This window comes from Kitasatospora sp. NPDC096140 (genome assembly GCF_040303045.1).
Taxonomy (GTDB): domain Bacteria; phylum Actinomycetota; class Actinomycetes; order Streptomycetales; family Streptomycetaceae; genus Kitasatospora.
Genome location: NZ_JBEOUW010000025.1, coordinates 65,577 through 78,508 on the forward strand (window position 1 = coordinate 65,577; position 12,932 = coordinate 78,508).

Genomic DNA, 12,932 nt, shown 5'->3' on the forward strand with positions numbered 1-12,932 from the left:
CCGATGAGTCGACATTCCCCGGCCGGGCTCGACCTCCCTTCCGGCGGAACCTGCCCGCCGGACAGGATCTGCACTGCCGGACGGGCCGCAGCGGACGCGGTCACCGGCCCCGGACTCCCGACCGGAGTGCGGGTCACGCGATGGACGTCTCTCCCACCGGAGGAAGAGAAACATGCGTAAGACCGCTGCCAACCTGCTTGCCGCCGCCGCCCTGGCGACCTCGGTCGCCACCGTCTTCGCCGGCACCGCCGTCGCCGACCCGGCCGGCCTGCCGCACTCCCAGGACATCGTGGGCGTCGGCTCGGACACCACCCAGGCCGTGCTGAACCAGATCGCCGCCGACTACAACGCGACGCTGGTCAACCCGAGCGACCCGCACCTGTACAGCTGGGACGCGATTCCGGCCGGCACCATCACCACCAAGTCGGGCGCCACCCCGATCACCCGCCCGAACGGCTCCGGCGCCGGCATCTCCGCGCTGAACGCCAACACCAGTGCCACCGTGGACTTCGCCCGCTCGTCGCGCTCCCCGCAGCCGACCGACCCGACCACCGACGACTTCGTCGCGATGGCCAAGGACGCCGTCGCCTGGGCCGCGCCGTCCGCCGGCAACGCCCCGGCGAACCTGACCACGGCGAACCTGAAGGACATCTACACCTGCGCCGTCACCAACTGGACGCAGATCAACCCGTCGCTGCCGAACGCCACCATCAAGCCCTTCCTGCCGCAGACCGGTTCCGGCACCCGCTCGTTCTTCCTCACCACCATCGGTGGCGGCACCGCGGTCACCCCGGGCGCCTGCGTGGACAGCAGCGTCCAGGAGAACCAGGGCAGCGACCCCAAGCTGGCCGACGTCAACGCCCTGGCCCCCTACTCCGTGGCCCACTACATCGGCCAGGTCTACTTCGGCAAGGGCAGTGGCGCCGACGTCCAGGGCCCGCTGACCATCCGCTCCGTCGACGGCGTCGCGCCGGTCGACACCGTGAACAAGACCATCAGCTCCGCGTTCGCGGCCACCGCGTACTCCCGCGTGGTCTACAACGTCTTCCGTGACGCCGAGTGGACCGCCACCGACGCGCACGGCAACGCGCTGCGCGCCATCTTCAGCCGGACCGGCTGGATCTGCAAGAACGGTGCCACCGACCTGAAGAGCTTCGGCTTCCTGCCGCTGTCCTCCTTCGCCTGCGGCAGCGTCACCCACTCCTGAGCCACCCCGCACCACCCCGGCGGCCGCAGGGGCCTCGCCCCTGCGGCCGCCGGCCCGACCGCACGGCCGGAAACCACCTCTCCCCTCCCTCTCCCAAGGAGTTCGGCATGTCCCGCATCAGCGCGCGCCTGGCCTCGACCGGTGCCGCCGTCGTCCTCGCTCTGACCGCCGTGAGCGGTGCGGCTGTCGCCGACACCACCCCGGCCACGCCGGCCGCGGGCCAGGCCGTGATCACCACCGACGTGAACTTCCTGACGAGCGCCGCGCTCAAGGGCATCGTGGTCATTCCGCTCCAGCCCGCCAACCCGACGTTCGACCCGAACGCCGGCCTCACCGTGACGCTCCCGGTGAGCGGTGGCGAGGCGAACATCCCCGGTTTCTACGGCGACGTGCAGTTCGGCGGCGGGCTGCTCTTCCTGAACCTCGCCACCGGAAAGAGCGTGACCTTCAAGCAGTTCGACTTCTCCGTCGCCAACGGCTACTTCACCGCCGTGCCGAACGGCTCGACGGCGCCCGTGCCGCTGCTGGACCCGGCCGGCGACAACGTGATCAACCGCAACGGCCTCACCCAGAGCCTGAGCTCCTCCAGCTTCCAGGTGGACGCCGAGGGCGCGAAGTTCCTCGACACCAAGCTCGGCACCACCTTCTTCACCGCCGGCCAGCAGATCGGCTCGCTCGCGCTGTCCTACACCCCGGCGCACTGACCGCGCCGCACCTGACCGCAGACCGGCGGGTCCGTGCCTCGGCGCGGGCCCGCCGCTTGCGGATTTCCCAACTCCGGTACGGAGTCGCCGCGTTGTGGTCTCGTACACCTGGCCGACCGGATCCCGCCATGTCCGGCTGGCCGAATAGTACGCACGGAACCGTCCGTCCCCAGCGCGCTCGACGCCCGCGTGCCGCCTCCCTCGGCGGCCCCGCACCTCCCGGAGGCCCCGCCATGAGAAACCGCGTACCCGACCCGAGAGGCAGCGGGCGGTGGCGTCGCCGACTACCGGCCCTGGCGCTCGTCAAGGCCGTGGTGGCGGCACTCGCCGTCGTCCCGATCGGGCTGGGCGCGGCGCCGCCGGCGCACGCCGATTCGGCCGTGACGGTGAAGGGTCCGAAGGTCTGGATCCCGGCCACCAAGCAGTACGGTCCCGAGGGCAGCGTGACCGTCTCCCAGACGGCGAACCTCACCAACCAGGTCCTCCAGGTCTCCTGGACCGGCTTCACCCCGACCGTCTCGCTGTACGCCAAGACTCCCGTCCCGGTGGCGGTGAAGGAGTCGAACAGCATCCTCTACGCGGTCCGGATCTACCAGTGCCGCGGGACCGACCCGGCGGTGACGGACTGCTACGGCAGCACGCTCTACGGCGGCGACGGGTCGAAGGGCTTCGAACAGCCGCCCCGCCCCACCCGCATGGAGACGCCGGAGTGGCCCTCCAACCAGGTGATCGCCGCGACCGGCCCGGACGGCTCGGGCACCGCCTCGATCGAGGTGTGGAGCGCCAAGGAGAGCGCCACGCTCGGCTGCGACTCGACCCACCCCTGCTCGCTGGTGGTCGAGCCCAACTACGGCGGTGACCCGCTGGACCTCTTCCAGGTCCAGGACGGCGGGGCCGACTGCGAGTTCCACGACCTGGACGACGATCCGGACGGCTACACCGCCGCCGACGGGATCATGAAGCCCGGTCCCGCCTTCCAGAACTGGAAGACCGGCAACCGGACCAGCGAGCAGTGCGCCTGGAAGCACCGGACGGTGGTCCCGCTCGGCTTCGCCCCCACGCCGGACTCCTGCGCCGCGAGCGACCAGGCCTTCGGCGCCGCCGGGCTGGAGATGGCCAACCGGGCCATGCAGCAGTGGCGGGCCGGCCTGTGCCTCGGCGACTCGCCGATGACCGTGGGCTACGTCCCGGCCGGCGGCGAGCCGCAGGCCCGCGCCGCGTTCCTGGCCGGCAGCAGCACCACGGACGTGGCGCTGACCGCGCGTGCGGACCCGTCGCCGCCCCCGCGCCCGTACGTCTACGCGCCGCTCGCCACGACCGGCATCTCGGTGGCGTACCTGATCGACGATCCCACGACCGGCCGGCAGATCCGGGACATGAAGCTGAACGCCCGGCTGCTGGCCAAGCTGCTGACCCAGTCCTACGCGTCGCCGGGCGCGTCGATCCCCTCCGTGGCCGGCAACCCGATCTGCCTGTTCACCGACCCCGAGTTCAAGCAGCTGAACCCGGAGAACGCGGCCAACGGGATCCACTGGCCGACCAGTTGCGGCGCGGTCCTGACGATCTACCCCGGCGTCCCGGGCGGCACCACCGACTTCACCTACCTGCTGACCTCGTGGGTGGCCGCCGACCCCGACGCGGCCCGCTTCCTCGACGGCGAGCCGGACCCGTGGGGCATGCGCGTCGACAGCTTCTACCTGAAGCCCAAGTTCGCCGGCTACCCCGCGGAGGCCTTCCAGACCCAGGACTTCACCGGGCTCGACAAGGACAGCACCACCGCGGACCTCCGGCACTGGAAGCAGTACGAGTGGAACCCGTCCCTGGACGGCCTCGGGCGGGTCGCCCGCAACCTGATGCAGAGCCAGCCGAACTGCCAGGACCCGAACATCGACCCCGTCACCAACGGCCACAAGCCCTGCGCCGCGCAGGCCGTCGGCCAGCGCGCGATGCTCGCCGTCATGGACACCGCCCAGGCCAAGGCGTTCTCGCTGCCCGAGGCCGCGCTGCTCAACCCGGCGGGCTCCTACGTGGCGCCCGGCACGGCCGGCTTCCAGGCCGCCGTCGCCGACATGCCCACCGACGCGACCACCGGGGTGCAGCAGCTGCCCTACGGCACGCCCGACACCGCGTTCTCGCGCGACCAGCGGGCGTACCCGCTGAGCTACGTGCAGTACGCGATGGTGCCGACCGGCGGGGCCGCCGCCCCGAAGGCCGCCGCGATCGCGCGCTTCCTCAGGACGGTGACCACCGACGGGCAGACCTACGGCATCTCGCCGGGCCGGCTCGCCCCGGGCTACCTCGCCCTGACCGGCGCCCAGCGGCAGCAGGCCCAGGACGCCGTGCAGCACGTGGAGGCGCAGGACGGCAAACTGCCCGGCAACCAGACCGCGCCGACCACCCCGGGCACCGACCCGGGCACTCCGCAGAGCGGCAACGGCGGCACGACCGGCGGTACGACGGGCGGCACCACCGGCGGCACCGAGGGCGGGACGAGCCCGGTGAGCAGCGCGGGCAACGCCGCCACCACCGCGGACGGCAACTCCGGCGGCAGCGGCGCCGGCTCCTCCGACGGCCTGTCCGGCACCGGTTCCGGCGGTTCCGGCAGCTCGACCGGCTCCACCGGGGCGGTCGCGGCCGGCGCCGCGGCACCCGGCCCCCAGGCGGCCGCCGCCAAGCCCGGCGCCACCGCGGCCCCCTCCGCCGCCCCGTCCGGGAGCCCGCTCGCCGCGGCCCCGGTCGGCACCCCGGTGCCCGACCGGCCCGGCACCGCCCGGCTGCTGCTGCCCGTCGCGCTGATCGCCGGCCTGGTGCTGCTGGTCGGCGGACCGGCCGCGCTGTTCCTCGGCGGCACCCCGGCCGGCGCGAAGGTGCTGGCCGGCGCCCGCGCCCAGTGGTCGCGGCTGCGCCGCAGGTAGGGAACCCGCGCTCGGCGGGGCCGCCGTCACGGCCCCGCCGAGCGCTTCCCGCCCACGGAGCGCCTCCCGCCCGCCGCGGCAGCGCCCCGGACCCTCACCGAGCACGCCCGTTCCCGAGCACGGAGAGCACACCATGACATCCGCCGCCGAGCCCGCGGCACCGTACGCCGGGGTGCCACGCCAACCCGACCACGGGCCCGACCAGGACGTGCCGCGCGCCATCACCGCCCCCGCGACCCCGGGCGACCGGGTGTTCCGCGGCGTGCTGCGGCTGGCCGGCTTCTCGGTCTTCGCGATCATGGGACTGATCGCCTTCTTCCTGATCCTGCGCGGCACCGACGCGCTGCGCACGGTCGGCTGGTCCTTCCTGACCGAGCAGAAGTGGCAGACCGCCGCGCACAACTTCGGCATCGCCGCCGTCCTGCCCAACGGCCTGCTGATCGCGGTGATCGCGCTGGTCATCGCCGTCCCGGTGGCGATCGGCACCGCGATCTTCATCTCCGAGTACGCCCCGGTGCGACTGCGCGCCGCGCTGGTCTCGCTCATCGACCTGATGGCGGCCATCCCCAGCATCGTCTACGGCCTGTGGGGCCTGTTCTTCCTGCAGCCGCGGATCATCGGCTTCGTCCGCTGGATGGCCAACCACCTAGGCGACACCATCCCCTTCCTCAAGGTGCGGATCGGCGACATCAACACCTCGTACACCTCCTCGACGTTCATCGCCGGCGTGGTGGTCTCCCTGATGATCATCCCGATCATCACCTCGCTCAGCCGGGAGGTCTTCTCCCAGGCCCCGCAGGGCGAGCGGGAGGGCGCGTACGCGCTGGGCTCCACCCGCTGGGGGATGGTCCGCAGGGTCGTCCTGCCGTTCGGCAAGGGCGGCGTGATCGGCGCCGTGATGCTGGGCTTCGGGCGGGCGATGGGCGAGACCATCGCCGTCGCGCTGATCATCTCGCCGAACTTCGAGGCCATCACGCACATCCTGGAGAACGGCGCCAACTCGATCTCCGCGCTGATCGCGCTGCGCTTCGGCGAGTCGGACTCGCTGTCGCTCTCCGCGCTGATGGCCGCCGGTCTGGTGCTGTTCGCGCTCACCCTGCTGGTCAACGTGCTGGCCGGGATCGTCATCAACCGTTCGCGCTCCGGCGCCGCGACGGCGGACTGACCATGACGAACCGCCGGCACGCCTGCCGGGCAGGCCGCCGCCCGAACCGTGAAGGGACCCTCCGATGACCACGCTCGACCTGCCGCCGGTCGCGCCGCCCGGGCCCGCCGGGGCCGCCGCGTCCGCGGAGCCCGACGCGACCGGCGCGACCGACGCCCCGCGCCCCGAGAAGAAGCTCCGGATCGGCGGCGTCACCCGCGACGACGTCCTCACCGTGGCGGGCGCGGCGGCCGGCTCGCTCGCGCTGGACTGGGTGCTGTACGAGCGGGTGCTGCCGTTCAGCGGCGCCTTCGGCTTCCTGATCTGCTGGTACCTGTTCTTCCTGGCCGGCTACTCCGTCCTCGGCCGGCTCCAGTGGAACCCGATGATGGTGCGGGACCGGCTGGTCGCCGTGGTCGCCTGGAGCTCCGGGCTGCTGGTGGTCGCGCTGATCGCCGACCAGATCGGCTACGTCGCCGGCCGGGGCCGGGAGGCCGCCCAGCACCTCAACTTCTTCACCGAGTCCATGGAGCACACCGGCCCGCTCGACCAGCTGACCTCGGGCGGCGCGCTCAACGCCATCGTCGGCTCCCTCGAACAGCTCGGCCTGGCCACGCTGTTCGCCGTCCCGCTGGGCATCGCGGCGGCCGTCTTCATGTCCGAGGTCGGCGGCCGGGCGGCCCGGCCGGTGCGCACCCTGGTCGAGGCGATGACGGCGCTGCCGTCCATCGTGGCCGGCCTGTTCATCCTCGGCGTCGTGATCATCACCTTCGGCTTCGAGAAGAGCGGCTTCGCGGCCTCGCTCGCGCTCACCGTGATGATGATGCCGATCGTCACCCGGGCCGCCGAGGTGGTCATCCGCCTGGTGCCCGGCACCCTGCGCGAGGCCTCGTACGCGCTCGGCGGCAGCCAGTGGCGCACGGTGTGGAACGTGGTGCTGCCGACCGCCCGGCCCGGTCTGGTGACCGCGGTGGTGCTCGGCATGGCGCGCGGCGTCGGCGAGACCTCGCCGGTGCTGCTCACCTCCGGCTTCACCTCGCAGTTCAACGGCAACCCGTTCGACGGGCACCAGGTCTCGCTGCCGCTGTACATCTGGAACTACGTCAAGCAGCCGTACGACGGGATGATCGCGCGCGGCTTCGCGGCCGGCCTGACCCTGATGGGCGTGGTGCTCGTCCTCTTCGTCACCGCGCGCGTGATCGGCGGCCGCCGGCCCGGGCAGCTGACCCGGGCCCAGCGGCGCCGGATCGACCGGGAGGCCCGCCGCCTGGAGGCGGCCGCCGCCGGTGCGGCCGCCGGCCCGTACCCCCTCCGGCCGCAGGGGCAGCCGTGATGTCCCGTCCAACCACCGTCCTTCCCAGAGGAGTTCACATGTTCCGGGAGGCCGCAAGGCGCTCCATGGCCCGACTGCTCGCGGGGGCGATGTCCCTGTCGCTCGCCACGGCCTCCCTGCTGCTCGGGCAGACCCCGGCCCACGCGGCCTCCGTCTCGCTGAGCGCGGACGGTTCCAGCTGGGCCGGCCCCGCCATCGACCAGTGGCGCCAGGACGTGTCGCCGCAGGGCATCCAGATCAACTTCAACCCGGTCGGCTCGGCGGCCGGCCGCACCCAGTGGGCGATCGGGCAGGACGACTTCACCGCCTCCGACGTGCCCTTCCGTTCCGGGCAGGACACCGGCCTCGGCCAGGGCGGTCAGGCCGCCGGCGGCGGCGGCAAGGAGAACCCGACCTACGGCTTCTCCTACGTCCCGATCACCGCGGGCGGCACCACCTTCATGTACAACCTGGTCGTCGGCGGCAAGCGGGTCACCGACCTGCGGCTCTCCCCGCAGACCATCGTGGACGTCTTCACCAACAAGATCACCAACTGGAACGACCCGAAGATCACCGCCGACTACGGCAAGGCCCTGCCCAACCTGCCGATCACCCCGGTGATCCGCTCCGACGGCTCCGGCGCCACCGCGCAGTTCACCCGCTGGATGGAGCACACCCACAAGGACCAGTGGGACGCCTACTGCACCGCCGTCAACGGCGTGAGCTGCGGCGACTACACCGAGTTCTTCCCGAAGTCCGGCCGGATGACCGCCCAGAACGGCTCCGACGTGGTGGCCGGCTACATCAAGTCCCCGGGCAACCAGGGCACCATCGGCTACGACGAGTACGCCTTCGCCAAGCGCAGCAACTGGCCGGTCGTCAAGGTGCTCAACTCGGCGGGCTACTACGCGCTGCCGACCGCCTCCAACGTCGCCGTCGCGCTCACCGCCGCCAGGATCCGCGGCGTGGACGACAGCACCCCGCCGAACGACCCGAACTACCTGCAGCAGAACCTCGACGGCGTCTACACCATGAACGACCCGCGCGCCTACCCGATCTCCAGCTACAGCTACCTGATCGTGCCGCGCGCCGGGGCGGCGCTGCCCCCGCCGCCGCGCTTCAACAACGACAAGGGCTCCGCGCTCAGCCGCTTCCTCTCCTACGTGCTGTGCGAGGGCCAGGGCAAGGCCGACGACCTCGGGTACTCGCCGATCCCGCGCGGCCTGGTCCGCGGCGGTCTGCTGCAGACCAAGTCCATCCCGGGCAACGCCAGCCCGGTGAACCCGGACACCCTCGCCAACTGCGCCAACCCGACCTTCAACTCCGCCGGTGAGCTGACCGTCCTCAAGAACGCCCCGATGCCGAGCGAGTGCGACAAGCAGGGCGCGCCGCTCAACTGCGTGGTGCAGGGCGGCAAGGCGGTGTCGACCGGGTCCGCCGGCGGCTCCGGCACCGGCGGCTCGGGCGGTTCCGGTGGCGCGGCCGGTGGCGCGGGCGGTACCGGCGGCACCGGTGGCACCGGCGGGTCCGGGGGCGGCGGCGCCGACGGCAGCGGGACGGGCGGTGCGGGCGGCGCCGGTACGGGCGGTGGCGCCGGCGGTGCCGGCGGCGCGGCGGGCGGCGACCCGAACGCGCCCGGCGGTGCGGCCGCCGGCGACCCGAACGCACCCGGCGCCGACGACGGCACCGGCGACGTGATCGACCCGCAGACCGGCCAGGTCGTCGCCCGCGGCCGCGGCGGTGCGAGCCAGGTGGCGGCCGACGTGGTCGAGGTCAGCGGCAAGCCCGAGGACTGGACGCTGTCCACCCTCACCGCGGTGGAACTGCTCGCCGTGGTCCTCGTCCCGCCGCTGCTCGGCCGCCGTCTGCTGCGCCGCCGCAACGGCTCGGACGGCACCTCGTGACCGCGCCGGTGCTGGAGAAGCCCGCCACGCAGCCGGCCCCGGCCGGTGCGCCGCGGCCGGCCGCCGGCGGGGCCGCCCCCGACCGGCCCGCCGCGCCGCCCGCACGGCGGCGGTTCCTCCAGGGCGCCTGGGCGGCCTGCCTGGCGGCCGCCCTGGTGCTGGGCTTCGTCGGCTACCTGTTCACGCTCTCGCACCTCCAGGAGAAGCACTACCAGTCCACCGCGTACAAGACCTTCCGCGACCAGCTGGCCCGGGCCGTCGCCCCGACCGGCTCGGCCGCCGACGGCGACCCGGTGGCGCTGCTGGACATCCCGGCGATCGGCCTGCACCAGGCGGTCGTGGTCGAGGGCACCACCGGCCGGGACCTGATGCGCGGCCCCGGCCACCGTCGGGACACCGCGCTGCCCGGCCAGAGCGGCGTCTCGGTGGTCTTCGGCCGGGGCGCCACCTTCGGCGCGCCGTTCGCCGAGCTGTCCGGGCTGCGGGTCGGCGACAAGATCGAAGCCACCACCGGGCAGGGCAGGTTCACCTACACCGTCACCACGTACGGCGACGGCGACCACCCGATCGGCGACCCGGCCCGCGACCGCCTGGTCCTGGTCACCGGCGACTCCGACTGGATCCCCGGCTCCACCGTGCTGATCGGCGCCCGGCTGGAGGGCACCCCCGCGCAGAACCCCGGCGGCCGGCCCGCGACCGTCCCGTACGACAAGGCGCTGGCCGCGGACAAGGGCGCGCTGGCCACGCTGCAGCTGTGGTCGCTCGGCTTGCTCGGCGCGGTGTTCGGCGCGCTGGTGCTGGCCCGGTACTGGCGGCGCTCGGCCGCGTACCTGAGCCTCGCGCCGGTGGTCGGCGCGCTGCTCTGGGCGGTCTACGAGAACGCCGCCGCCCTGCTGCCCAACCTCTACTGACGCGCGCCCGGAGGACCGTACCGATGACCGACGCACCACTGACCGACGTGCCACTGGCCGACGCCCCCGCGACCGACCCGGTGGCCGACACCCTCACCCTCCCCCCGGTCCCCGCCGCCCCGTACGCCGACCCGCGGCACCCCGGCGGCGAACCGCTGGCCGGGCTGGAGACCCGCGACGTGTCCGCCTGGTTCGGCAGCCGCAAGGTGCTGGAGCGGGTCTCGCTGGCGATGCCGGCCGGCGGGGTCACCGCGCTGATCGGCCCGTCCGGCTGCGGCAAGTCCACCTACCTGCGGATCCTCAACCGGATGCACGAGATGGTGCGCGGCGCCGCCCTCTCCGGCGAGGTGCTGCTCGACGGGGACGACGTCTACCGGCCCGGACGCCGGCCCGCCGAGGTGCGGCGCCGGATCGGCATGGTGTTCCAGCGGCCCAACCCCTTCCCGGCGATGTCCATCCAGGACAACGTCTCCAGCGGACTCAAGCTGGCCGGGATCAAGGTGTCCAAGGAGGAGCGCCGGCACCTGGTGGAGACCAGCCTGCGGCGCGCCGGCCTCTGGGACGAGGTGGCCACCCGGCTGCACACCCCGGGCGGCGCGCTCTCCGGCGGACAGCAGCAACGCCTGTGCATCGCACGGTCGTTGGCCGTCTCGCCGGACATCCTGCTGATGGACGAGCCGTGCTCCGCGCTGGACCCGACCTCCACCCGCCGGGTCGAGGAGACCATCGCCGAGCTCCAGGGGCGGCTCACCATCGTGATCGTCACCCACAACATGCAGCAGGCCCAGCGGGTCTCGCAGACCTGCGCGTTCTTCCTGGCCACCCACGACACCCCGGGCCGGATCGTCGAGGCCGGGCCGACCGAGCAGATCTTCGGCAGCCCGCGCGACCAGCGGACCTCGGACTACGTCAACGGGCGCTTCGGGTAAGCGGATCAGCAGCGGGGGCTGCTCGGCCGGTCGAGGCCGAGCAGCCCCTCCAGCACCGCCGCGACGCCGTCCTGCTCGTTGCTCACCGTGTGCAGCGGCACCGCCGCCAGCACCTGCGGGTGCGCGTTGGCGACGGCGTACGCGGTGCCGGCCCAGGCCAGCATCTCCAGGTCGTTCGGCATGTCGCCGAAGGCCACCACCTCGCTGCGGTCGATCCCGTGCCCGGCGCACCAGCGGGCCAGCGTGCTGGCCTTGGTGACGCCGGGCGCGCTGATCTCCAGCAGCGCGATCGGCGCCGAGCGGGTGATCTCGGCCAGGTGCCCGGCCGCCGAGCGGGCCTCGGCGAGGAAGGTGTCCGGGTCCAGCTCCGGGTGCTTGGCCAGCAGCTTGAACAGGCCCCGGACCGGCCCGCCGGCGCCCAGCAGCTCCTCCGCCGAGCCGACCGCGTGCTCCAGTTCGTCGCCCCACATCGGCACCGCGTACCCGTCCTCGCGGGCCCAGCCGCCCGGGTACTCGAACGCGAACGCGGTGCCGGGCAGCTTGGCCCGCAGCACCTCGACCACCGCCAGCGTGGTCTCCGTCGGCAGCGGGAAGGACTCCAGCAGCTCGCCGCGCCGCACGTCCACCACCGCGCCGCCGTTCGAGCAGATCGCCACCCCGTGACCGCCGATGTGCGGGCTCACCTGCTGCATCCAGCGCGGCGGCCGCCCGGTCACGAACACCACCTGCACCCCGGCCGCCTCGGCCGCCGCCAGCGCCGCGGCCGTGCGGTCGGTGACGGTGCCGCCGGAGCAGAGCAGGGTGCCGTCCAGATCGGTGGCGACGAGGCGGGGAGCGGTACGGGGTTCGGTCACCGGTCCATCTTCGCCCATCGGCGCGGCGCGGTCACCGGCCCGGTCATCGGTACGGCCATCGGTACGGCCATCGGCGGGGCCATCGGCGCGGTCACCTGCCGGGGCGGAGTCCGTGCGCGGCCCGATCCGGCCCTTCGTACGCCGTTTCCGGCCGTCCGCCCCCGCCCCGGGTGTCCGGGCCCGGTACGGCGGGCAGGACTGCCCACGGCCACCCCGTCGGCAGGAAGAGCCATGCCCACTCGCCAGCTCCGTGACCAGCCGCCCCCGACCGTCCGCCCCGACTCCGCCGGCCCGGACCCGAGCGACACCTCGCGCGACCCGGTCCTGCTCGGTGACGTCCTCTTCCACACCCTCGCGGAAATCGCCCGCCGCACCGAGGCTCCGGCCCTCCCGGCCCAGCGCACCCGCCCGCACCCGTAGCGGCTCCGGCGGCCCCGCGCTGCCCGGAAACGCCGGGGGCCTCCCGGCAGCTCGCGGTGCGAACTGCCGGGAGGCCCCTTTCACGGGTTCCCGAGGGCGTCCTACTAGTGGAGCGCCAGCGACAGGGCGGTCACGCCCGAGTTGTCGACCGGCAGCGGACCGTGGAACCAGTTGCCGTCGGCGCTGTGCACCTCGAACAGCTTGCCGTCCTCGATGGTCTCGATCACGCGGTCGTTGGTGACCGGGGTGATCTTGCCCGACAGGGCGGTGATGTTGCCGCCGACACCGGGGATCACGCCGTCGTGCCAGCCGTCGGAGGCGCTGTACACCTCGTGCAGCTGGTTGTTCTTGACGGCCGAGATCACGCGGACACCGGCGGAGTTGTAGTTGAAGCTCAGCGCGGCGATGCCGGACAGGCCCGGGATCACGCCGTCGTGCCAGCCGTCGGAGGCGCTGTAGATCTCGTGCAGCTCGCCGTCCTTGATGGCCTCGATGACGCGGGCGCCCGAGGGGCTGTAGCTGAAGCTCATGGCGGTGATGCCGGACAGGCCCGGGATCACGCCGTCGTGCCAGCCGTCGGAGGCGCTGTAGATCTCGTGCAGCTCGCCGTCCTTGATGGCCTCGATGACGCG

11 protein-coding genes are annotated in these 12,932 nt (G+C 73.3%); 9 read left to right on the forward strand and 2 right to left on the reverse strand.

Features of this window, described 5'->3' with window-relative positions:
• Window positions 1-172: 172 nt before the first annotated feature.
• The 8 genes from ABT048_RS24885 to ABT048_RS24920 all read left to right on the forward strand — a co-directional run bounded on the left by ABT048_RS24885 (window position 173) and on the right by ABT048_RS24920 (window position 11,026).
• Window positions 173-1,207 (forward strand): PstS family phosphate ABC transporter substrate-binding protein, encoded by a 1,035-nt coding sequence (locus ABT048_RS24885; RefSeq protein WP_350523693.1) that lies wholly within the window; start codon window positions 173-175, stop codon window positions 1,205-1,207.
• A 107-nt stretch (window positions 1,208-1,314) separates the two neighbouring features.
• On the forward strand, window positions 1,315-1,911 hold the full coding sequence (locus ABT048_RS24890) for a hypothetical protein (protein WP_350523694.1): 597 nt from the start codon (window positions 1,315-1,317) through the stop codon (window positions 1,909-1,911).
• A gap of 233 nt (window positions 1,912-2,144) precedes the next feature.
• On the forward strand, window positions 2,145-4,826 hold the full coding sequence (locus ABT048_RS24895; protein ID WP_350523695.1) for a hypothetical protein: 2,682 nt from the start codon (window positions 2,145-2,147) through the stop codon (window positions 4,824-4,826).
• Between the two features lie 133 nt (window positions 4,827-4,959).
• On the forward strand, window positions 4,960-5,991 hold the full coding sequence (pstC, locus tag ABT048_RS24900; RefSeq protein WP_350523696.1) for a phosphate ABC transporter permease subunit PstC: 1,032 nt from the start codon (window positions 4,960-4,962) through the stop codon (window positions 5,989-5,991).
• Between the two features lie 64 nt (window positions 5,992-6,055).
• On the forward strand, window positions 6,056-7,303 hold the full coding sequence (gene pstA, locus ABT048_RS24905) for a phosphate ABC transporter permease PstA (RefSeq protein ID WP_350523697.1): 1,248 nt from the start codon (window positions 6,056-6,058) through the stop codon (window positions 7,301-7,303).
• A 38-nt stretch (window positions 7,304-7,341) separates the two neighbouring features.
• Complete coding sequence (locus ABT048_RS24910) at window positions 7,342-9,186, forward strand: substrate-binding domain-containing protein (protein WP_350523698.1); 1,845 nt, start codon at window positions 7,342-7,344, stop codon at window positions 9,184-9,186.
• Entirely contained in the window at window positions 9,183-10,097 is a 915-nt protein-coding gene (locus ABT048_RS24915) for a sortase (protein ID WP_350523699.1), read from the forward strand. The genes ABT048_RS24910 and ABT048_RS24915 overlap by 4 nt, the downstream gene beginning before the upstream one ends.
• Window positions 10,098-10,120: 23 nt before the next feature.
• Window positions 10,121-11,026, forward strand: a complete 906-nt coding sequence (locus ABT048_RS24920) for a phosphate ABC transporter ATP-binding protein (protein ID WP_350523700.1) — start codon at window positions 10,121-10,123, stop codon at window positions 11,024-11,026.
• Between the two features lie 5 nt (window positions 11,027-11,031).
• Here ABT048_RS24920 and ABT048_RS24925 read toward each other — a convergent pair whose 3' ends face one another.
• A complete protein-coding gene (locus ABT048_RS24925; protein ID WP_502894077.1) occupies window positions 11,032-11,898 on the reverse strand; it encodes an HAD family hydrolase in 867 nt (288 codons plus the stop codon).
• 213 nt (window positions 11,899-12,111) lie between these two features.
• Between ABT048_RS24925 and ABT048_RS24930 the strand changes: the two genes are divergently transcribed.
• Window positions 12,112-12,300, forward strand: coding sequence for a hypothetical protein (locus ABT048_RS24930; protein WP_350523702.1), 189 nt, complete (start codon window positions 12,112-12,114; stop codon window positions 12,298-12,300).
• A gap of 104 nt (window positions 12,301-12,404) precedes the next feature.
• On the opposite strand, the gene ABT048_RS24935 is transcribed toward ABT048_RS24930, so the two are convergent.
• Window positions 12,405-12,932 (reverse strand): hypothetical protein (locus ABT048_RS24935; protein WP_350523703.1); only part of this gene is annotated, 528 nt, incomplete at its 5' end.